Annotated in this window: 17 protein-coding genes; 6 read left to right on the plus strand and 11 right to left on the minus strand. The window is 63.4% G+C overall.

The genetic code is table 11. The annotated features are described in order from the left end of the window. Window positions 1-272: 272 nt before the first annotated feature. From AC0L24_RS32650 to AC0L24_RS32660, 3 genes are read right to left on the minus strand one after another with little or no spacing between them, the layout of a single operon-like run. Window positions 273-1,673, minus strand: coding sequence for a dihydrolipoamide acetyltransferase family protein (locus AC0L24_RS32650; protein ID WP_473564939.1), 1,401 nt, complete (start codon window positions 1,671-1,673; stop codon window positions 273-275). 1 nt (window position 1,674) lies between these two features. Continuing rightward, window positions 1,675-2,688, minus strand: coding sequence for an alpha-ketoacid dehydrogenase subunit beta (locus AC0L24_RS32655; RefSeq protein ID WP_127271317.1), 1,014 nt, complete (start codon window positions 2,686-2,688; stop codon window positions 1,675-1,677). A gap of 3 nt (window positions 2,689-2,691) precedes the next feature. Beyond that, window positions 2,692-3,924: a 3-methyl-2-oxobutanoate dehydrogenase (2-methylpropanoyl-transferring) subunit alpha gene (locus tag AC0L24_RS32660; protein ID WP_128363701.1), complete on the minus strand. Its 1,233-nt coding sequence runs from the start codon at window positions 3,922-3,924 to the stop codon at window positions 2,692-2,694. A gap of 449 nt (window positions 3,925-4,373) precedes the next feature. On the opposite strand from AC0L24_RS32660, the gene holA reads away from it, so the two are divergent. Next, the gene (holA, locus tag AC0L24_RS32665) at window positions 4,374-5,420 is read left to right on the plus strand and encodes a DNA polymerase III subunit delta (protein ID WP_473564940.1); all 1,047 of its coding nucleotides are present in this window, start codon (window positions 4,374-4,376) and stop codon (window positions 5,418-5,420) included. 252 nt (window positions 5,421-5,672) lie between these two features. Here the strand turns inward: holA and AC0L24_RS32670 are convergent, their stop codons facing one another. The 5 genes from AC0L24_RS32670 to mnmE all read right to left on the minus strand — a co-directional run bounded on the left by AC0L24_RS32670 (window position 5,673) and on the right by mnmE (window position 11,800). Beyond that, window positions 5,673-6,563: a ParB/RepB/Spo0J family partition protein gene (locus AC0L24_RS32670; protein WP_127808591.1), complete on the minus strand. Its 891-nt coding sequence runs from the start codon at window positions 6,561-6,563 to the stop codon at window positions 5,673-5,675. Window positions 6,564-6,632: 69 nt separating this feature from the next. After that, entirely contained in the window at window positions 6,633-7,433 is an 801-nt protein-coding gene (locus AC0L24_RS32675) for a ParA family protein (RefSeq protein ID WP_081738757.1), read from the minus strand. A 52-nt stretch (window positions 7,434-7,485) separates the two neighbouring features. Further along, window positions 7,486-8,118 carry a 16S rRNA (guanine(527)-N(7))-methyltransferase RsmG gene (rsmG, locus tag AC0L24_RS32680; RefSeq protein WP_127322417.1) on the minus strand — a complete coding sequence of 211 codons (633 nt, stop codon included), beginning with the start codon at window positions 8,116-8,118 and terminating at the stop codon, window positions 7,486-7,488. After that, on the minus strand, window positions 8,115-9,995 hold the full coding sequence (mnmG, locus tag AC0L24_RS32685; protein WP_473564942.1) for a tRNA uridine-5-carboxymethylaminomethyl(34) synthesis enzyme MnmG: 1,881 nt from the start codon (window positions 9,993-9,995) through the stop codon (window positions 8,115-8,117). The genes rsmG and mnmG overlap by 4 nt, the downstream gene beginning before the upstream one ends. A 473-nt stretch (window positions 9,996-10,468) precedes the next feature. Continuing rightward, the gene (mnmE, locus tag AC0L24_RS32690) at window positions 10,469-11,800 is read right to left on the minus strand and encodes a tRNA uridine-5-carboxymethylaminomethyl(34) synthesis GTPase MnmE (RefSeq protein ID WP_473564943.1); all 1,332 of its coding nucleotides are present in this window, start codon (window positions 11,798-11,800) and stop codon (window positions 10,469-10,471) included. A 64-nt stretch (window positions 11,801-11,864) separates the two neighbouring features. Between mnmE and AC0L24_RS32695 the strand changes: the two genes are divergently transcribed. Then, on the plus strand, window positions 11,865-13,874 hold the full coding sequence (locus AC0L24_RS32695) for a thioredoxin domain-containing protein (RefSeq protein WP_473564944.1): 2,010 nt from the start codon (window positions 11,865-11,867) through the stop codon (window positions 13,872-13,874). 250 nt (window positions 13,875-14,124) lie between these two features. Here AC0L24_RS32695 and rho read toward each other — a convergent pair whose 3' ends face one another. From rho to hemE, 3 genes are all read right to left on the minus strand, one after another. Continuing rightward, window positions 14,125-15,390 (minus strand): transcription termination factor Rho, encoded by a 1,266-nt coding sequence (gene rho, locus AC0L24_RS32700; protein WP_127268017.1) that lies wholly within the window; start codon window positions 15,388-15,390, stop codon window positions 14,125-14,127. A 230-nt stretch (window positions 15,391-15,620) separates the two neighbouring features. Continuing rightward, window positions 15,621-16,157 (minus strand): protoporphyrinogen oxidase HemJ, encoded by a 537-nt coding sequence (gene hemJ / locus AC0L24_RS32705; RefSeq protein ID WP_127808583.1) that lies wholly within the window; start codon window positions 16,155-16,157, stop codon window positions 15,621-15,623. Further along, complete coding sequence (gene hemE / locus AC0L24_RS32710) at window positions 16,157-17,188, minus strand: uroporphyrinogen decarboxylase (protein ID WP_127808581.1); 1,032 nt, start codon at window positions 17,186-17,188, stop codon at window positions 16,157-16,159. The genes hemJ and hemE overlap by 1 nt, the downstream gene beginning before the upstream one ends. A 405-nt stretch (window positions 17,189-17,593) precedes the next feature. Between hemE and AC0L24_RS32715 the strand changes: the two genes are divergently transcribed. The 4 genes from AC0L24_RS32715 to coaE all read left to right on the plus strand — a co-directional run bounded on the left by AC0L24_RS32715 (window position 17,594) and on the right by coaE (window position 20,735). Next, window positions 17,594-18,415: a pyruvate, water dikinase regulatory protein gene (locus AC0L24_RS32715; protein ID WP_127320737.1), complete on the plus strand. Its 822-nt coding sequence runs from the start codon at window positions 17,594-17,596 to the stop codon at window positions 18,413-18,415. 289 nt (window positions 18,416-18,704) lie between these two features. Continuing rightward, window positions 18,705-19,304, plus strand: coding sequence for a Maf-like protein (locus tag AC0L24_RS32720; RefSeq protein WP_128290175.1), 600 nt, complete (start codon window positions 18,705-18,707; stop codon window positions 19,302-19,304). Further along, a complete protein-coding gene (locus tag AC0L24_RS32725) occupies window positions 19,297-20,139 on the plus strand; it encodes a shikimate dehydrogenase (RefSeq protein WP_128290174.1) in 843 nt (280 codons plus the stop codon). Before AC0L24_RS32720 ends, AC0L24_RS32725 begins: the two co-directional genes overlap by 8 nt. Beyond that, window positions 20,136-20,735, plus strand: coding sequence for a dephospho-CoA kinase (gene coaE / locus AC0L24_RS32730; RefSeq protein ID WP_127398791.1), 600 nt, complete (start codon window positions 20,136-20,138; stop codon window positions 20,733-20,735). The genes AC0L24_RS32725 and coaE overlap by 4 nt, the downstream gene beginning before the upstream one ends. The last annotated feature ends 106 nt before the right edge of the window (window positions 20,736-20,841 follow it).

Below are 20,841 nucleotides of genomic sequence, written 5' to 3' on the forward strand. Positions count from 1 at the left end.
CCCTCGAAGCGCGTAATCTCCCCCCTCGAGGGGGAGATGTCGCCGAAGGCGACAGAGGGGGTCGCCGCGCGTAAAGCGCCGGCCTGCATCTGTCGCGCAAGGCGGTCGCGTCCAGTCGTACCAACCCCCTCTGGCCTGCCGGCCATCTCCCCCTCGAGGGGGGAGATTACGCCCTCCACTGCTTTCGCTGATTTTCAACATTGTAAGAAGAAAACCAGTCCTCCAAGGCAGAGGGGGGCGCTGTCCCGCCGGCATCTCGATTGTCCCGCCCCTCAATCCACAAAGATCAGCGCCGGCGTTTCCAGCAGCGTCTTTATCCGCTGGATGAACACCGCCGCGTCCCAGCCGTCGATCACCCGATGGTCGAAGCTCGACGACAGGTTCATCATCTTGCGCGGCATGAACTGGGTGCCGTCCCACACCGGCCGCACCATCATCTTGTTGACGCCGATGATCGCCACTTCGGGATGATTGATGACCGGTGTCGTCGCCATGCCACCCATGGCGCCGAGCGAAGTGATGGTGATGGTCGAGCCAGACAGCTCGTCGCGTGTCGCCGTGCCGGACTTGGCCGCCTCGGCCAGCCTGATGATTTCTGCGCCGCACTCCCAGATATCGCGCGCCTCGGCATGCTTGACCACAGGCACCACCAGCCCCGTCGGCGTCTGCGCGGCAATGCCGATATTGATGCCGCCATGCTGGTGGATGATGCCGGCCTCGTCGTCGAACAGCGAATTGAGATTGGGCTGGTCCGCTATCGCCTTGACCATGGCCCGCATCAGGAACGGCAGCAGCGTCAGCTTCGGCCGCTCCACGCCACCCTTACCTGGGCGCTTCTCCTTGTTGAGCGCGGCGCGCAATTCCTCCAGCGCGGTGACGTCGACCTCCTCGACATAGGTGATGTGCGGGATGCGCGATTTCGACAGCGACATCTTCTCGGCGATCTTGCGCCGCAAGCCCACCACCTTGATATCCTGGATCGCATCGTTGCGGGCGAGGCCGGATGTCCTGGCAACCTGCGGCCCGCGCGCCAGGAACGCTTCGATGTCCTCATGGCCGATGCGGCCGGCAGGGCCGGATCCCGCAACCTGCCTGAGATCGATGCCGGCTTCCTTTGCCCGCAGACGCACGGCAGGCGAAGCCAGCGGTCTTTCGCCCTCGGGACGCCGTGCGCCGGCGGGCGTGGCAACTTGAGATGTCGGCGCCGTACCCCCACCCCTAGCCCCTCCCCACAAGGGGGAGGGGGATTCGGTCGCCGCCGCTTCCCCGCCTTCGATTCCTTTGGGATTTGCTGATGACGATGAGGTAGGTTTTGCTCCGCCCTTGGAAGCTGTGGCGCCTCCTCCTCCCCCTTGTGGGGAGGGGTTAGGGGTGGGGGTAGATGCCGCTGTGACCTCTGGCGATTTCGTGTCTGCGACAACATTCCCCTCGCCCGCCACCTTCAGCCGCACGATGGGCGAGCCGATCGCCACCGTGTCGCCGATCTCGGCGCCCAGCCACAGGATTTCGCCATCGACCGGCGATGGGATTTCGACCGTCGCCTTGTCGGTCATGACGGCGGCAAGCACAGTGTCCTCGCGCACCATGTCGCCGATCTTGACGTGCCATTCGACCAGCTCGGCCTCGGCGACACCTTCGCCGACATCGGGCAGCTTGATGATGTGTTCGCCCATCTCAGGCTCCCATGGTTTCAAGCAGGGCACGGCCGACCCGGGCGGGACCGGGGAAATAATCCCACTCCTGCGCATGCGGATAGGGCGTGTCCCAGCCGGCGACCCGCGCCACCGGCGCTTCGAGGTGATAAAAACAGTTTTCCTGCACCAGCGCCGACAGTTCGGCGCCGAAGCCGGACGTCAGCGTCGCCTCATGCACGATGACGCAGCGCCCGGTCTTTTTCACCGATGCGACGATCGTATCGAGATCAAGCGGCAGCAGCGTCCTGAGATCGATGATCTCGGCATCGATGCCGGTTTCCTCGGCCGCGGCCTGCGCGACATAGACCATGGTGCCGTAGGCGAGCACCGTGATGGCGGAACCCGGCCGGCGGATCGCCGCCTTGCCGAGCGGCACAGTGTAGTGGCCGTCGGCGACCTCGCCGAGCTCATGTTTCGACCACGGCGTCACCGGCCGGTCGTGATGGCCGTCGAACGGACCATTGTAGAGCCGCTTCGGCTCAAGGAAGATCACCGGATCGGGGTCTTCGATCGCCGCGATCAAGAGCCCCTTGGCGTCGTGTGGGTTGGACGGCACCACTGTCTTCAGCCCCGACACATGGGTGAACAGCGCTTCCGGGCTCTGGCTGTGCGTCTGGCCGCCGAAGATGCCGCCGCCGGTCGGCATGCGCACCACGATCGGGCAGGTGAAATCGCCGTTCGAGCGATAGCGCAGCCGCGCGGCTTCCTGGGTCAACTGGTCGTAGGCCGGATACATGTAGTCGGCAAACTGAATCTCCACGCACGGCTTCAGCCCATAGGCGGCCATGCCGATGGCCGAGCCGACAATGCCGGATTCGTTGATCGGCGCGTCGAAGCAGCGGCTCTTGCCGTATTTGGCCTGCAGGCCCTGCGTGCAGCGGAAGACACCGCCGAAGAAGCCGACATCTTCGCCGAACACGACGACTTTGTCGTCGCGCCCCATCGACACGTCCATGGCATCGCGAATGGCCTCGATCATGGTCCGTCTCGGCATGGCTCAGACCCCCGCCTGCTGGCGTTGGCGTCTGAGATGCGGCGGCATCTCGGCGTAGAGGCCCTCGAACATGTCGCGCGTCGACGGCTTGCCGCCGGCATGCAGCGTGCCGTGGCTTTCGGCTTCCTTCTGCGCCGCGATAACCGTGTCGAGGATTTCCGCCTCGGCCTGCGCGTGCCGCTCGTCCGACCAGACGCCGAGCGCGATGAGATGGTTCTTCAGCCGCACGATCGGATCCCCGAGCGGCCAGGCGTCAGATTCGGTCTTCGGCCGGTAAGCGGACGGATCGTCCGAGCTCGAATGCGCGCCGGCACGGTAGGTGACATATTCGACCAGCGTCGGCCCGAGATTGCTGCGCGCCCGCTCCGCCGCCCATTTGGCCACCGCATGGACGGCGAGATAGTCGTTGCCGTCGACGCGCAGCGACGGGATGCCGAAGCCGAGCCCCCTTGCCGCGAATGTGCCCGAGCCGCCGCGCGCAATGCCCTGAAAGGTCGAGATCGCCCACTGGTTGTTGACCACATTGAGCACGACCGGTGCCTTGTAGGTCGAGGCGAACACCAGCGCCGAGTGGAAATCGGATTCGGCCGTCGAGCCGTCGCCGATCCAGGCGGCTGCGACGCGCGAATCGTTCGATATCGCCGAGGCCATCGCCCAGCCGACCGCCTGGATGTACTGCGTCGCCAGATTGCCGGAGATCGAGAAGAAGCCGTGCTCCTTCGACGAATACATGACCGGCAATTGCCGGCCTTTCAGCGGGTCGGCCTCGTTGGAATAGATCTGGTTCATCATCGTGACCATCGGATAGCCGTCGGCGATGAGCAGCCCTGCCTGGCGATAGGTCGGGAAATTCATGTCCCCCGGCGCCAGTGCCTTGCGGAAGGCGCAAGCCACCGCCTCTTCGCCCAGATGCTGCATGTAGAACGAGGTCTTGCCCTGCCGCTGCGCCATCTGCATGCGCGCGTCGAAGGTCCGCAGCGTCATCATGTGGCGTAGGCCGGCCAGCAGCTCGTCGCTTGAAAGCAGTCCGGCCCAGGGACCGACGGCCTCGCCAGTGCGGTTCAGCACGCGGATGATCGAGAAGGCATGATCGCGGATGGTGCGCGGATCGACATCGATTTCGGGGCGCGGCACCGAGCCGGCCTTCGGGATCGGCACATTGGAGAAATCGGGCGTTCCGCCCGGCCGCACTTCCGGTTCCGGAACGTGAAAACGCAACATCCCAGCATCGGCCATGACCTTTGTCCTCCAATGTTGCCTGGTGTCGATATTTGCATATCTGCGCCGCCAGGCCAGTGCGAATTCGTCGGGGTAGCCTGCGGACGTCGGTCCCGGCTGCGCCGGCCGATCCAGCCTCCCACGCACCAAGATGAAGATATGTCGGCGAAATTTCTTGTCGATGTTGGGCGCCGGCGCGCAATTAGAGAGAAGGTCGGGCCGGGTTTGCCGGCAGATAAGGTGATTGGGGAAGCGCGAAGCGTAATCTCCCCCCTTGAGGGGGAGATGTCGCCGAAGGCGACAGAGGGGGTCGCCGCGCATGGAGCGCTAACTTCTTCTTTCGGCGCATAAAATGTCGCATCCAGTCGAACCGACCCCCTCTGGCCTGCCGGCCATCTCCCGCTCGAGGGGGGAGATCACGCACACCCCGGTTCACCCCACGCCCGCATCATGCTAACCAACCCGGCATGGCACAGAAGAAAGCTTACGAGGTCGACAGCTGGCTCGCGAAGCCGGACCAGCGCATTTCGATCGTCCTGCTTTACGGCCCCGATCGCGGCCTCGTCTCCGAGCGGGCGAAGGCGTTTGCCGGCAAGACCAGCCTGCCGCTCGACGATCCCTTCTCGGTGGTCAGGCTCGAGGGTTCGGAGGTTGACCGTGACGAGGGCCGGCTGCTCGACGAGGCCCGCACCGTGCCGATGTTTTCCGACCGGCGGCTGCTGTGGGTGCGCAATGCCAGCGGCCAGAAGGCATTGGCCGACGACGTCAAGGCGCTGACGGCGGAGCCCGCGCGGGATGCCATCATTCTCATCGAGGCCGGCGATCTCAAGAAGGGTGTCGGCCTGCGCGCCATCGTCGAGGCGGCCGACAACGCCATGGCGCTGCCTTGCTATGCCGATGAAGCGCGCGACATCGACGGCGTCATCGACGCCGAACTGGGCAAGGCCGGCATGTCGATGACCATGGAGGCGAGACAGGCGCTGCGCCGCAATCTCGGCGGCGACCGGTTGGCCTCGCGCGGCGAGATCGAGAAGCTCGTGCTCTACGCCCATGGCCAGAGCGAGATCGGGCTGGAGGAGGTCAAGGCGATGTCGGGCGACGTCTCCGGCGCGTCTTTTGACGACGCGGTCGACGCGCTCCTCGAAGGTAAGATCGGCGACTTCGACACCGCCTTCACTCGCCATTGCCAGTCCGGCGGCCAGCCTTTCCTGGTGCTGTCCTCGGCGATGCGGCAGTTGCAGCAGATCCAGATCATGCGCGGCCAGATGGAGTCCGGCAACCGCAACGCCGCCTCGGTCGTCGCCGCCGCCCGGCCACCGGTGTTTTTCTCCAGGCGCAAGCTGGTCGAGAAGGCACTGGAGCGCTGGAGCACCGACGCGCTCGGCCGCGCGTTGACCCGGCTGCAGACGGCGGTGTTGCAGACACGACGGCGGCCGGACCTTTCCGTGGCGCTGGCACGGCAGGCATTGCTGGGGATTGCGGTGGAAAGCAGCAGGCTGGCGCAGCGCGCCTGATCTCCCCCTCGAGGGGGAGATGTCGCCGAAGGCGACAGAGGGGGTCGTTGCGCGTGGAGCGCTGGCCTCCTCTTCGTTTCCACAAGGGCGCCGGCGCTTGGTGTGAGGCGACCCCCTCTGGCCTGCCGGCCATCTCCCCCTCAAGGAGGGAGATTAGCGGCGTCGCCGATTTCGCCAATCATCATCGCTGAAAAAGAGAAGGGCTGGCAATCGCCAGCCCATGCTCAATTCAGAAGATAATTCGCCGGCTAATTATCGTTCCTGCTTCAGCCGCCTGCACAACTCATCGAGCTGCTCCAGCGAGCGATAGGCTACCCGAAGCGTGCCGCCTCTGCCCTTGTGATCCACCGACACGATCATGCCGATCGTATCGGTCAACAGTTTTTCCAGCGCCAGCGTGTCGGCGTCCTTTTCGTCAGGACTTGGCGCCGGCCTGGCTTCCCTGGCGCTGCTGGTGCCGGCCGGCATCTGCGCCAGCGCTTCGGCCTGGCGCACCGAAAGTCCTTCTTCGACGATGCGCTTGGCAAGGCCGGCCGGATCTTCCGCTGTCACCAGCGTGCGGGCATGACCCGCCGACAGCGCGCCGTCGACCAGCATGTCGCGAATCACGTCCGGCAGCTTCAAGAGCCTGAGCGTATTGGCGACATGGCTGCGGCTTTTGCCGATCACCTGGCCGAGATCGGCCTGGGTGTAGCCGTGCTCGTCGATCAGCTGCTGATAGCCGAGCGCTTCCTCGACCGCATTGAGATCGGTGCGCTGGACGTTCTCGATGATCGCCAGTTCGAGGGCGGTGCGATCGTTGACCTCACGGATGATGACCGGGATCTCGGACAGCCCGGCGCGCTGCGCTGCACGCCAGCGCCGCTCGCCGGCGATGATCTCGTAGCGTCCGGCCTGTGTCGGCGAAGGCCGCGCCACCACCGGCTGGACGACGCCGTGTTCGCGGATCGACTGGGCGAGGTCGGTCAGCTCGGCGTCGCCGAAATGCCGGCGCGGATTCTTCGGATTGGGGGTCAGGAACTCGATCGGCACCTTGCCGTCGGCGCTCATGCCAGGTTTTTCAGGCGCTACTGGGCGATCGATCTCGCCGATCAGCGCCGCCAGCCCACGCCCAAGTCTCTTTCTCGAAAGATCTTCGCTCATCTTTATTCCAGTTGGCTATTCCAAATCGTTTCGGTATCGAATCGGCTCTTAACTATGCATCCGGCCTCATCAAGCGGCGCGTAACTTGCGCTCGCGGCGGATCACTTCCGACGCCAGTTGCAGATAGGCCTGGCTGCCCGAGCACTTCAAATCGTAGAGGATCGCCGGCTTGCCATAGGACGGCGCCTCGGACACCCGCACATTGCGCGGGATGATGGTCTCGTAGACCTTGTCGCCCATATGCGCCCGCACATCCTGCACGACCTGGTTGGCGAGATTGTTGCGGCCGTCATACATGGTCAGCACGATGCCCTGGATGGTGAGATCCGGATTGATCGAGCGGCGCACCTGCTCGACCGTCTCCAGCAACTGGCTGAGACCTTCTAGCGCGAAAAACTCGCATTGCAGCGGCACAAGAACAGAATCGGCTGCAGCCATTGAATTCAAGGTCAAAAGGTTGAGCGATGGCGGGCAGTCGATCAGCACATAGCCGAACGGTGCGCCGCGCTCGGTGGCGGCGCGCAGCGCGTTGCGCAGCTTGAGCACCCGGTCGGGCGCGGAGGCGATCTCCATTTCGATGCCGAGCAGATCGAGCGTCGACGGCACGATCGACAGGCCCGGCACGGCTGTGGGGATGGCCGCGGCTTCCAGCTCCAGCTCGCCGGTCAACACGTCATAGGACGACACCGTCCGGTCCTTGCGGTCGATGCCCAGACCGGTGCTGGCATTTCCCTGCGGATCGAGATCGACGATCAGCACCTTTTCGCCGATCGCAGCCAGCGCGGTCGCCAGATTGATGGCGGTCGTCGTCTTGCCGACACCGCCCTTCTGGTTGGCTACGGTGATGATTCGGGGGCCATTCTTCATCATGGGTTTATGCCAGAAATTCATTTTGGGCGCCAAATCGCCTGTCAGTGACGGATCAGACAGGTCGCAGGTTGGACAATTCCAGGATGACGCCGCCAACGTCGGTCACACTTGGATGTTCTACCAGATCGAAGGACCATCGGTGAACGCTTTCTTGCACTTCGGTGCGGTAATCCCGGCCTTTGTGGAACAGGCCGCGCGCGCCCGAAATCAGCCAGGGCGCCGACAGGTCCAGCAAGGTCGAAAGCGGAGCCAGCGCCCGCGCCGTGACGATTTGCGGCGTCGAAACCAGCGCATGGCTGTCATCGATGCGGCGCGCCACGACCCGCGCCGGCAGGCTGAACTGGCCGACGACGGTCTGCAGGAAGGATGCCTTTTTGCGATTGCTTTCAACCAGATCGATGCTGGCGCCGTCGCGTTCGGCCAGCAGGAACGCCATCACAAGGCCTGGAAATCCACCGCCCGAGCCGAGATCCACCCAGCGTGTGGCAACGGGTTCTATGCGCCCGAGTTGGGCGCTGTCCAGGATATGGCGCTGCCAGACATCGCCCGACGTCGACTGCGCCACCAGATTGATGCTGCGGTTCCATTTCTGGAACATCTGCTCGAACGCCACCAACCGATCGAATGTTTCACGTGAAACCGGGCCTGCCGCATCCTGCAGGCTCTCCAGGGAAAAAGAACTCACGCAACATCCTTTTGTGGGCGCTGGGCGCTCTCCGCGTGACGGACATGCGCGACGATGATCGCCAGCGCCGCCGGCGTCATGCCTTCCATGCGCTGGGCATCGGCGATGGAGCGCGGCCGCCGCGCCTGCATCTTCTGCTTCAGCTCGTTCGACAGACCCGGCACTCCGGCGAAATCGACCGTCTCGGGGATCAGCCGGCTCTCCTCATGCCGGATCTGCGCCAAGTCGGTCTTCTGGCGGTCGAGATAGACAGAATACTTCGCTTCCGTCTCGAGGCGCTCCGCCGTCTTGCCGTCGATCGCCGCAAAGCGCGGATCGACGCCGGCCAGCCAAGCGACATCGACGTCGGGATAGGACAGCAATTCATAGCCGGACCGGCGCACGCCATCCCGGTTGATGTCCAGCCCGTGCCGCGCCGCCTCATTCGGCGTCATGGCGAGCGACTTCGCCAAATCCCGCGCCTCATCCAGGCTTTGCATGACCTGCCCGTAGCGCTGCATGCGCTGTGCCGAGGCGATGCCCAGTTTCGCAGCCAGAGGCGTCAGTCGCTCATCGGCATTGTCGGCACGCAGCGATAGCCGGAACTCGGCCCGTGACGTGAACATCCGGTAGGGTTCGCTGATGCCGCGGCTGGTCAAATCGTCGACCATCACGCCAATATAGGCTTCGGTGCGGCTGAGCACGATCTGCTCGCTGCCCGCCGCCCGCCGCGCCGCATTGAGGCCTGCGAGCAAGCCTTGCCCGGCCGCTTCCTCATAGCCGGTCGTGCCGTTGATCTGACCGGCGAGGAAGAGACCACCGATGCGCTTCGTCTCCAGCGTCTGATGCAGTTCGCGCGGATCGACATGATCATACTCGATGGCATAGCCGGGCTGCAGCATGATTGCGCGCTCCAGCCCCGGAATGGTTTTCAATATATCGAGCTGCACATCTTCGGGCAACGAGGTGGAAATCCCATTGGGATAGACGGTATCATCGTCCAGCCCTTCCGGCTCCAGAAAGATCTGGTGCCCGTCCCTATCGCCGAACTTGACGATCTTGTCCTCGATCGACGGGCAATAACGCGGCCCGACGCCCTCGATCGAGCCGGAATACATGGCCGACCGGCCAAGATTGGCGCGAATCAGCTCATGCGTGGCCGTGGTCGTGCGGGTGATGCCGCAATCGATCTGCGGCGTTTCGATGCGGTCGGTCATCAGCGAGAACGGCACCGGATCCGCATCCGCGGCCTGGCTTTCCAGCGTCGTCCAGTCGATGGTCCGGCCATCGAGCCGCGGCGGCGTCCCGGTCTTCAGCCGTCCAAGCTTGAAGCCTGCGCGGTCCATCGTCGCCGAGAGCCCAAGGCTGGCCTGCTCGTTCATGCGGCCGGCGACAATCTTCTTCTCGCCAATATGAATGAGCCCGCGCAGAAAAGTCCCGGTCGTCAGCACGACCGCGCCACAGCCAAGCCGCCTGCCGTCGGCCAGGAGAACAGCCGTGATCCGCCCATCGGCGATCTCAAAATCCAGAACCTCGCCTTCAACCACGTCGAGATCGTTCTGCTGCCGAATCGCTTCCTGCATGGCAAGGCGATAAAGCTTCCGGTCGGCCTGCGTACGAGGGCCGCGCACGGCGGGACCTTTGCGGCGGTTGAGCAGGCGGAACTGAATGCCGGCCGCATCCGCCACGCGCCCCATCAGGCCATCCATGGCATCGATCTCGCGCACCAAATGGCCCTTGCCGAGCCCGCCGATCGCCGGATTGCAGGACATGACCCCGATCGTATCAAAGCGCAGCGTCACCAGCGCGGTCTTGGCACCAGCGCGCGCGGCAGCGCTGGCCGCCTCACAACCTGCGTGGCCGCCGCCCACCACAACCACATCATAGTGATTGGTCATCACAAACTTCCCAGACTCGAATGATTGAAGGGACACATGTCCCCGCGAGGCTTGGCTGTCAAGAAAACTCCGCGAGTCGTTTCACGTGAAACAGCCTTGCACCGCCATCGCGTGTGTTTCACGTGAGTCATCGGGGCACCGATGTTTCACGTGAGTCGCACCTTGCCGCTGCTCGAAGGTCTTACCCAAGCGTTCGCAACGTTCGTCATCCTAGGGCAAAGCAGGAGCGAAGCGACGTCGCGGAGACCCTAGGATCCATGCCGTGATCTTGGCCAAAGAGTACAGCGGATCGGAATTCTGCACCGTGGCGCGCGCTCAGAAGTCGCGGCATGGATCCTCGGGTCTCCGCGACGTCGCTTCGCTCCTGCTTTGCCCTAGGATGACGAAGCGATGGGGGCGTTCCGCAAACGGTCCATCAAGATCTCTGCATCGACAGCTGAGTCATTTTACGAGAGCGCATCGTTTCACGTGAGTCATTTCCCAATGCAGAACTGTGAGAAAATCACGTCCAGCATGTCCTCGACGTCGATGGCGCCGACAATACGGCCCAGGCGATCTGCTGCAAGCCGCAACTCCTCGGCGCGCAATTCCTGCCCGACAGTCCGGCCGTCCGTTGCGCGACGCAGGTGGCTATTCGCTGCGCCGAGCAATTCGACGTGGCGCAGGCGCGACGGCAGGACATCGCCGACGCTGCCGGCTGCCTCCGCCGCCCGCCGGCCGATTTCTGCCAGCAGTTCCTCCACGCCCGTCCCGTTCTTCACCGAAATGACAAGGTCATAGCGCTCCGTCGCGTTACTCGCCGCACGGTCTTCCAGTAGATCGAGCTTGGTGCCTACGCCCAAGGTCGGCGCCACAGTCGGCAGCTCGCCGACATCTCTTGGGTTCGCGATGTCCTGCAGCAAGAGCAAGAGATCGGCGCCATGCGCCTTGGCCCTGGCCTTCTCGATGCCGATCGCCTCGACCTTCCCCGGCGCATCGCGCAGCCCGGCCGTATCTGTAAGCCGGACCCGCAGCCCCTGGAGATCAAGTGTCACTTCAAGCAGATCCCGCGTCGTGCCGGGTTCATCCGTTACTATAGCGGCATCCCGCCGCGCCAGGGCGTTGAACAGACTCGACTTACCGGCGTTGGGCGCGCCAAGGATAACGACCTCGAAGCCGTCGCGAATGATCTCGGCGGCGCGAAATCCGGCAATGTGCCGGTCGATCTCGCCGATCATAGTTTTGACATCGGACCAAACCGTATCCGAAACGGAACCGGGGACATCGTCCTCATCGGCAAAATCGATCTCCGCCTCGATCATGGCACGGGCGTGGATCAGTCGGCGACGCCAGCCGAGATAGAGTTCGCTCTGAGCGCCTTCGGCATTTTGGACAGCAAAACGCCGCTGCGCCTCGGTTTCGGCGTTGACGAGATCCGCCAGCGCCTCGGTCTCGACCAGGTCGACCTTGCCGTTGAGAAAGGCGCGGCGCGTGAATTCGCCCGGTTCCGCGTGCCTGATGCCGTCGAAACCAGTAATCGTCTCCAGCATCCTGGCCACCACGGCGCGTCCGCCATGAACGTGGAATTCCGCCACATCCTCGCCCGTAAAACTGGCCGGACCGGGAAAGAAAACCACCAGGCCGGTGTCGAGCACCAACCCGCCGGGCGCTGTGAATCTGCGCAAGACCGCGACGCGGTCTTTAACCATACCCCCGGCAATCGTTTCGATAACGAATCGAGTTTGTGGGCCGGAGATACGGATGACGGCGACGCCGGCCGGCAGCCGGCCGCTCGACAGCGCTACGATGGAATCGCCTGAAATCATTTGCCCGCTCTACCGAACCGCCCTAGCTTTACGCCCATCAGCCAATCGCACCCGAGTTTGCCCAGTGACGCTGCCCGCGCAAAACCTGCTTGCTGAAGAAGCCAGCCCCTATTTGCAGCAGCACAGCGGCAATCCCGTCCACTGGCGGGCCTGGTCGCCGGCTTCGCTCGAGGAGGCGAAGGCGCTGGACAGGCCGATCCTGCTCTCGGTCGGCTATGCCGCCTGCCACTGGTGCCACGTCATGGCGCATGAAAGCTTCGAGGACGATGGTGTCGCCGCCGTCATGAACCGTCTGTTCGTCAATATCAAGGTCGACCGCGAGGAACGCCCCGACATCGACCAGATCTATATGGCGGCGCTGTCCTCGATGGGCGAGCAGGGTGGCTGGCCGCTGACCATGTTCCTGACGCCGGACGGCAAGCCGTTCTGGGGCGGCACCTACTTTCCGCGCGAGCCACGCTACGGCCGCCCCGGTTTCATCCAGGTGATGGAGGCGGTGGACAAGGCCTGGCGCGAGAAGCGGGCGAGCCTCAACCAGAGCGCCGACGGCCTGACCACACATGTCCAGGCACGGCTCGCCGGCTCGCACGCGAAAACAGGGCTCGATCGCGACACGCTGGCTGAGCTTGCCAAGGGCATAGACGGCATGATCGACCGCGATCTGGGCGGCTTGCGTGGCGCGCCGAAATTTCCCAATGCACCGTTCATGCAAACGCTGTGGCTGTCCTGGCTGCGCGACGGCAACGCCAGCCATCGCGACGACGTTCTCAACAGCCTCGAACAGATGGTCAGCGGCGGCATCTACGACCATGTCGGCGGCGGGCTCAGCCGTTACTCGACCGATGCCGAATGGCTGGTGCCGCATTTCGAAAAGATGCTCTACGACAATGCCCAGCTGATCCGCTTCTGCAACTGGGCCCATGTCGCAAGCGGCAACGAGTTGTTCCGGGTCCGAATCGAAGAGACGATCGGCTGGCTGCTGCGCGAGATGCGCGTCGACGGCGGCGCCTTTGCCGCCAGTCTCGATGCCGACAGCGACGGCGAGGAAGGGCTGTTCTACACCTGGAGCCAAGACGAGATCGAGGCCGCCCTCGGCGACGATTCCGCCTTGTTTTTCAAACACTTCACGCTCTCCAGCCCGCACGGCTGGGAAGGCAAGCCGGTCGTCCACCAAACCCTGTCCCAGCAATCGCACTATGTGATCGATCGCGAAGAGATCGGCCCGCTCAAGGCGAAACTCCTCACCGTGCGGGAACAGCGGGTCAGGCCCGGTCTTGACGCAAAAACCCTCACCGACTGGAACGGCCAGATGATCGCAGCGCTTGCAGAGGCCGGTCGGTCGTTGGCGCGGCCCGACTGGATCGACGCGGCGGCAAAAGCCTTCGCCCACATCAGCACCGCCGGCCGCGACGGCCGTCTGCCGCATTCGATGCTCGGCGCCAGAAAACTATTCCCTGCGTTGTCAAGCGACTATGCCGCCATGGCCAACGCAGCGATCTCGCTGTTCGAGGCCACTGGGAATTGGAGCTATGTCGACCAGGCCGGCCAGTTTATCGAGCAGCTCGACCATTGGCACGCCGATACCGAAAAGACAGGTTATTACCTGACCGCCTCGGACAGCACCGACGTGCCGATCCGCATCCGCGGCGATGTCGACGAGGCCATTCCCTCCGCCACCGGCCAGATCATCGAGGCACTGGTCCGGCTGGCCTCCGTCACCGGCAATCTCGACCTGCAGGAAAGGGCCTGGCAAGTTGCCGAGCACGCCGCCGGCCGCGCGGCGCACCAGGCCTATGGCCAGGCTGGCATCGTCAACGCCTGCGCGCTGGCGATCGAGCCACTCAAACTGGTCATCGTCGATGCGCTTGACGATCCAAAGCTCGTTCCGATTGCGAATCGAAGTCCGGACCCCCGCCGCGTCGACGTTGTCGTGCCGATCGGTACGGGTACGAATCGACCCTTGCTGCCTGGCGGAATCCTGCCGCCGACCAACGAGGCGGGTGCATGGTTGTGTACTGGGCAGGTGTGTTTGCCGGTCGTGACGGATGCTGAAGAGTTGGAACGATTGTTGTGAGGGCTATAAGGGCAACGCTGCTCGATCAGCCCAAAATTGCGGCGCTGGCGCCGCCCCTCATTGCCCTGCCGGGCATTTCTCCCGTATAGGGACGGGGAGAAAGACGCCGTCATGGACGGTTTCGCCAATTTTCAAACGAGCGCCGAGGGTGCGGCCATCTCCCTTCTCCCCGTCACTATACGGGGAGAAGGTGCCGGCAGGCGGATGAGGGGCAGCGCAAGCAGTTGCCCGTTGGCCCTCGCCAGTCCTCTTACGTGTTCATCGAATCGAAGAAATCCGCATTGGTCTTGGTCTGCTTGAGCTTGTCGATCAGGAACTCGATTGCGTCGGTGGTTCCCATCGGCGCCAGGATGCGGCGCAGCACGAAGATCTTCTGCAGATCCTGCTTGGAAACCAGCAGGTCTTCCTTGCGGGTGCCGGACTTCAAGATGTCCATGGCCGGATAGATGCGCTTGTCGGCCACCTTGCGGTCGAGCTGGATTTCGCAGTTGCCGGTGCCCTTGAACTCTTCGAAGATGACTTCGTCCATGCGGCTGCCGGTATCGATCAGCGCGGTGGCGATGATGGTCAGCGAACCGCCTTCCTCGATGTTGCGGGCGGCGCCGAAGAAGCGCTTCGGCCGCTGCAGCGCGTTGGCGTCGACACCGCCGGTCAGCACCTTGCCGGATGACGGCACGACGGTGTTGTAGGCGCGGCCGAGGCGGGTGATCGAATCGAGCAGGATGACGACGTCGCGGCCATGCTCGACCAGGCGCTTGGCCTTCTCGATGACCATTTCGGCGACCTGCACGTGGCGCACCGCCGGCTCGTCGAAGGTCGAGGAGATCACCTCGCCCTTCACCGAGCGCTGCATGTCGGTCACTTCTTCCGGCCGCTCGTCGATCAGCAGCACGATTAGATAGCATTCCGGATGGTTGGCGGTGATCGAGTGGGCGATGTTCTGCATCAGAACCGTCTTGCCGGTACGCGGCTGCGCGTTGATCAGAGCGCGCTGTCCCTTGCCGATCGGCGCGACCAGGTCGATCACACGCGGCGAGATGTCCTTGGTGGTCGCATTCTCGATCTCCATCTTCAGCCGCTTGGTCGGATAGAGCGGCGTCAGATTGTCGAAGTGGATCTTGTGGCGGATCTTTTCGGGATCGTCGAAATTGATGGTGTTGACCTTCAGCAGCGCGAAATAGCGCTCGCCCTCTTTCGGGCTGCGGATCGGCCCTTCGACCGTATCGCCGGTCTTCAGCGAAAAGCGCCGGATCTGCGACGGCGAAATATAGATGTCGTCGGGACCTGGCAGATAATTGGCATTGGCGGAGCGCAGGAAGCCGAAACCGTCCTGCAGCACCTCGACCACGCCATCACCGATGATCTCGATCTCCTGGGCGGCCAGCTTCTTCAGGATCGCAAACATCAGCTCCTGCTTGCGCATGACGCTGGCGTTTTCGACCTCGAGCGATTCGGCATAAGCGATCAGCTCTGGCGGTTTCTTGTTCTTGAACTCGGCGAGTTTCATTTCTTGCATAGACGGACCTTGAATAGATGGAGTCTGGGTAGGCTTTGGGAAAATATCGGCGGGATGCGACAAATGCCGGGCGCGGCCGAAAACAATGAGGGGCGGCGCATGACGGGAAGGAAGACCCGTCTTTTATCGTCGGTCGGGTGAAAGAGCAAGCTGCGTTTTGCGTGACCTATGAAGGCTTGAAACGCATCACTGCCCGTCGTTGTCTCCTGGCCGTTTTTGAGCAGCATGCATCAGAACGGCTTGACCACCACCAGGATGACGATTGCGATCATCAGCAATGTGGGGATCTCGTTGACCATCCGCCAGTGCCTGGCCGGTTTTTCATTGCGGTCCTCGGCGAATTTGCGCACCGCGCCGGCCAGATATCCGTGAACGGCGGACAGCAAAAGCACCGCACCGATCTTGGCATGCAGCCAGCCGCCCTGGAAACCAAAACCCTTCCAGGCGAGCCACAGGCCGAACACCCAGGTGACGATCATCGCCGGGTTGATGATGCCGCGCAGCAGGCGCCGCTCCATCACCTTGAAGGTCTCCGATTGCACCGAGCCCTTCTCGGCATCGGCATGATAGACCAGCAGCCGCGGCAGATAGAGCATGCCCGCCATCCATGAGATGACGGCGAGGATATGGATCGCCTTTGCCCAGAGATAGAAGCTGTCGGGTGCCGCGAAATACAAAAGCGCGGTGAGAACGACCAGCACCGCGATACCTGATATCATCCGCATCATCGCCTGACCGGTGCTGTTCGCGTTTTTCATCTCAGCCATCAGCGTGTCGCGCTCCGCACCTGACTCACCATCGCCTCGACATGGGCGATCGGCGTCTCCGGCGTGATGCCGTGACCGAGATTGAAGATCAGCGGCCCGTCTCCCAGCGCCCTCAGGATCGCCTCGACGCCATCCGACAGCGCCTTGCCGCCAGCCACGAGCCGCAAGGGATCGAGATTGCCCTGAACCGCACCCGAGCGCTGCAATTCCTTCGCTGCGATCAGGGGTACCGTCCAGTCGATCCCCAGCGCCGTCACGCCGGTCTTCTGTCGATATGTCCGGTAGCGCGAACCGGCACCCTTGGGAAAACCGATGATCGGAACATCGGGATGAACCGCCCGCACCCGGCCAACGATCTCGGCCATCGGCTGAACGCAGAACAGGTCGAAACTCTCATCGTCCAGCACGCCGGACCAGGAATCGAATATCTGCACCACATCCGCACCCGCCTCGATCTGGCGGATGAGATAGGCGGCCGAATGTTCGGCAAGCACCTTCAGCAATCGTTGAAAGGCCACCGGTTCGCGATAGGCAAAAAGCCGCGCCGGCGCCTGGTCGGGCGTGCCATGACCGGCGATCATGTAGGTCGCCACCGTCCACGGCGCGCCGCAGAAGCCGATCAGAGTTGTCTCTTCGGGCAGTTTGGCCCGCAACCGGCGAACCGTCTCATAGACCGGTTCGAGATTCACGTGAAACACCTTGCCTTCCAGAGCCAAAATCTCCGGCGCGGTGATCGGCGTCAGCAGCGGCCCTCTGCCCTCTTCAAAGCGAACGTCACGGCCAAGCGCATGCGGAACGACAAGGATATCGGAAAACAGGATCGAGGCATCGAAACCAAAACGCTCGATCGGCTGCAAGGTCACTTCGACCGCAAGGTCGGGATCGTAGCAGAGGTCCAGGAACGAGCCTGCTCGCCTGCGTGTCTCCCGATACTCCGGCAGATAGCGTCCGGCCTGACGCATCATCCAGAGCGGAGGCGGAAAATGAGCCTTGCCCTTCAGGACATCCAGCATGATCCGGTTCTGGGGCATCGGGCGCTCGCTTCTCCCAGCCTCTTCTATAATCAAAGATTCTTATATCTAAGATTCTTCTGATTCTAAGAGTCTGTTGGTTCTGGTGGTTGTCACCTGTCCCGCTTTGCCCCGGAAAACACCAGCCAACATATTGTCGCGTGTTTCTTTTTCCCAGATGTAGGGTTCTGGGGATGGCTCGGAATCGATCAATCGAGTCAAAGCGTTAGGCATTGCGGTGAAAGGCGGGTCCTGTGGACGGACCGTAGTCGAAAAAAGCCGTCCCCAAACTTGTCCCCAATCGCCCGACGAAGCTGACAGCGCATCGAATTGTGGACAAACTGCCATCTGATACAGTCGCCTCCGACAGGCCAGTCTTTTCATCCCGCTTTATCCACAGAAGCCCACAGCCCCAGGTGACCCCCTGTGAACAAACCCCAGAGCTTCTTCCACCTGCACCTGATTTCCGACGCGACCGGCGAAACGCTGCTCGCCGCCGGCCGGGCGGCTTCGGCGCAGTACAAGGATGCGCGCGCCATCGAGCATATCTATCCGCTTATCCGCACCGAAAAGCAGGTGGCGAAGGTGTTCGAGGACATCGAGGAGGAACCGGGCATCATCCTCTATACGGTCGTCGACCAGAAGCTGGCGCGCGGCATCGACGAGCGCTGCGCGGCCATGGGCCTGCCCTGTGTATCGGTGCTGGAGCCGGTGCTGACCGTGTTCCAGTCCTATCTCGGCACCCCGGCCGGCCGCCGCGTCGGCGCCCAGCATGTCCTCGACGCCGAGTATTTCCGCCGCATCGACGCGCTCAATTTCACCATGGACCATGATGACGGCCAGTTGCCGCTCAACATGGACGATGCCGATGTGGTGCTGATCGGCATTTCTCGCACGTCGAAGACGCCGACCAGCATCTATCTCGCCAATCGCGGCATCAAGACCGCCAACATCCCGATCGTGCTCGGCGTGCCGGTGCCGGAAAGCCTGGTTGCCGCCAGCAAGCCGCTGATCGTCGGGCTGATCGCCACCGCCGAGCGCATCTCGCATGTCCGGCAAAATCGCATCCTCGGCAACAGCGGCTCGTATGAGGCATCGGATTATGTCGACCGCGCCGCAATCGGCGAGGAGCTCGCCTATGCCCGCAAGATCTGCACGCGCCATGGCTGGCCGATGATCGACGTCAGCCGCCGCTCGATCGAGGAAACGGCGGCGGCCATCGTTGCCCTGCGGGGGAAGAATAGATAGATGAGCGAGGAGTGCGTTTTCCGAGTCTTCCCTGGCGGAAATTCGGCGCCGCCCCTCACCTGCCTGCCGGCATCCTCTCCCCGTATAGTGACGGGGAGAGGGGCGCTGTCATTGATGGTTTCGCCAATCGCGACTGTGGCTGGAAACAGCGCCAGCGCTGAAGCTGCCCCTTTCTCCCCGTCTCTATACGGGGAGAAATGTCCGGCAGGACAATGAGGGGCAGCGCCAACCTTACAGGACTAGAGCTGATCATACTCCAACCGCGCCTGTGTCTGCGCCCGAGTGCAAAATGACCGAAAAACTCATCCTCGCTTCCGGCAGTCCGTTCCGAAAGGCGATGCTGGTCAATGCCGGCGTCGACGTCGAGGCGGTGCCGGCCGATGTCGACGAGCGTGCGCTCGAGGCGCCTTTGCAGGACAGCGGTGTCTCACCCGAGGACGTCGCCCTGGTGCTGGCCGAGGCCAAGGCAACCGAAGTCAGCGAGCGCAGGCCGGGTGCCCTGGTGCTGGGCTGCGACCAGACGCTGTCGCTCGGCGACGAGGTGTTCCACAAGCCGGCCGATAGGGAAGGCGCACGCCGTCATCTGCTGGCGCTGTCGGGCAGGACCCATCAGCTCAACAGCGCCGCGGTGCTGGTCCGCGACGGCGAGGTTTTGTGGCGCCATGTCGGCATCGCCTCGATGACCATGCGCAAGCTCGACCCGGCCTTCATCGGCCGCCATCTCGCCCGCGTCGGCGCCAAGGCGCTGTCCAGCGTCGGCGCCTATCAGATCGAAGGCGAAGGCATTCAATTGTTCGAGAAAATCGAAGGCGACCATTTCACGATTGTCGGCTTGCCGCTGTTGCCGCTGCTTGCCGAACTGCGCACGCTGGGAGCGATCGATGGCTGAGGCGTCAAAGAAGGCTTTCGTCACCGGCCATCCGGTCAAGCATTCGCGCTCGCCGAAGATCCATGGCCACTGGCTGGCCAAACATGGCATCGACGGAAGCTACCAGGCCATCGATGTCGCGCCGCAGGATTTTGCCGAGTTCGTGAACACGTTGCAGGCAAACAATTACCGCGGCGGCAACATCACCATCCCGCACAAGGAAGCGGCCTTCGCATTGGCCGAACGCCGCGACGAGGCGGCGCAGGAAATCGGCGCCGTCAACACGCTGTGGTTCGAGGGCGGCGTCCTGTGGGCCGGCAACACCGACGGTCACGGCTTTGCCGCCAACCTCGACGATCATGCACCGGGCTGGGCAAGCAAGGGTCCGGCGGTGGTGCTCGGCGCCGGCGGCGCGTCGCGCGCCGTCATCCATGCGCTGAAGCAGCGCGGCGTTGCCGACATCCGCATCGTCAACCGCACTGTGGCCCGGGCGCAGGAATTGCGCGATCGTTTCGGCGCCGGCGTGTCGGCGCATGGCATGGCGGCGACCGATGAACTGCTCGGCGATGCCGGCCTGCTGGTCAACACCACCGCGCTCGGCATGCATGGCAATGAAGGCCTGTCGGCCGATCCCGCCCGGCTGCCCGACCATGCCATCGTCACTGACATCGTCTATGTGCCGCTGGAGACGCCGCTGCTCGCGGCCGCCCGTGGGCGAAATCTGAAGGCGGTCGACGGCCTTGGCATGCTGCTGCATCAGGCCGTGCCCGGCTTCGAGCGCTGGTTCGGCGTCAGGCCGCGGGTGACGGCCGAACTCCGGGCGCTAATCGTCGCCGATCTGGTGCCGAAGCCATGATCGTGCTCGGCCTCACCGGCTCCATCGGCATGGGCAAGTCGACAACGGCCAGGATGTTCGCTGACGCCGGCGTGCCGGTCCATGATTCCGACGAGACGGTGCATCGCCTCTATGCCGGCAAGGCAGCCCCGTTGGTCGAGGCCGCCTTTCCCGGCACCACATCTGCCGGGGTGGTCGACCGGGCAAAGCTTGGCGCGCGTGTGCTCGGTGACGCCGCCGCGCTGAAGCGCCTCGAGGCGATCATCCATCCGCTGGTGCGCGCCGACGCCGATGCCTTTCTGGCCAGGCATCGTAGATCAGGCGCGCCGATCGCCGTCCTCGACATTCCCCTGCTGTTCGAAACCGGCGGTCGCAACCGCGTCGACAAGGTCGTTGTCGTCACTGCGCCGGCCGAGACCCAGCGCGCCCGCGTGCTGGCGCGGCCTGGCATGACGGAGGAAAAGCTGGCGTCGATCCTGGCCAAGCAGGTGCCGGATGCGGAAAAGCGGCGTCAGGCCGATTTCATCGTCGACACCGGCCAGGGGCTGGACGCCGCGCGCGCGGCGGTCAATGCGATCATCAGGCAGCTGATAGGAGTCGGCAAACCAGGCCGCTGACACTGGCTGATGTCGGCGCCGCCCCTCATCTGCCTGCCAGTGTCCAGCCGATAGATGGGTAACAGTTTGAACCGGATAGATAGGTAACAGTTTTCCCCCTTATGAT

This window comes from Mesorhizobium sp. WSM4809, from assembly GCF_055811655.1.

Coding starts and splice junctions, on each gene's coding strand:
- AC0L24_RS32650 (WP_473564939.1), bottom strand. CDS start 1,673: ATGGGCGAACACATCATCAAGCTGCCCGATGTCGGCGAAGGTGTCGCC.
- AC0L24_RS32655 (WP_127271317.1), bottom strand. CDS start 2,688: ATGCCGAGACGGACCATGATCGAGGCCATTCGCGATGCCATGGACGTG.
- AC0L24_RS32660 (WP_128363701.1), bottom strand. CDS start 3,924: ATGGCCGATGCTGGGATGTTGCGTTTTCACGTTCCGGAACCGGAAGTG.
- holA (WP_473564940.1), top strand. CDS start 4,374: ATGGCACAGAAGAAAGCTTACGAGGTCGACAGCTGGCTCGCGAAGCCG.
- AC0L24_RS32670 (WP_127808591.1), bottom strand. CDS start 6,563: ATGAGCGAAGATCTTTCGAGAAAGAGACTTGGGCGTGGGCTGGCGGCG.
- AC0L24_RS32675 (WP_081738757.1), bottom strand. CDS start 7,433: ATGATGAAGAATGGCCCCCGAATCATCACCGTAGCCAACCAGAAGGGC.
- mnmG (WP_473564942.1), bottom strand. CDS start 9,995: ATGACCAATCACTATGATGTGGTTGTGGTGGGCGGCGGCCACGCAGGT.
- mnmE (WP_473564943.1), bottom strand. CDS start 11,800: ATGATTTCAGGCGATTCCATCGTAGCGCTGTCGAGCGGCCGGCTGCCG.
- rho (WP_127268017.1), bottom strand. CDS start 15,390: ATGCAAGAAATGAAACTCGCCGAGTTCAAGAACAAGAAACCGCCAGAG.
- hemJ (WP_127808583.1), bottom strand. CDS start 16,157: ATGGCTGAGATGAAAAACGCGAACAGCACCGGTCAGGCGATGATGCGG.
- hemE (WP_127808581.1), bottom strand. CDS start 17,188: ATGCCCCAGAACCGGATCATGCTGGATGTCCTGAAGGGCAAGGCTCAT.
- AC0L24_RS32720 (WP_128290175.1), top strand. CDS start 18,705: ATGACCGAAAAACTCATCCTCGCTTCCGGCAGTCCGTTCCGAAAGGCG.
- AC0L24_RS32725 (WP_128290174.1), top strand. CDS start 19,297: ATGGCTGAGGCGTCAAAGAAGGCTTTCGTCACCGGCCATCCGGTCAAG.
- coaE (WP_127398791.1), top strand. CDS start 20,136: ATGATCGTGCTCGGCCTCACCGGCTCCATCGGCATGGGCAAGTCGACA.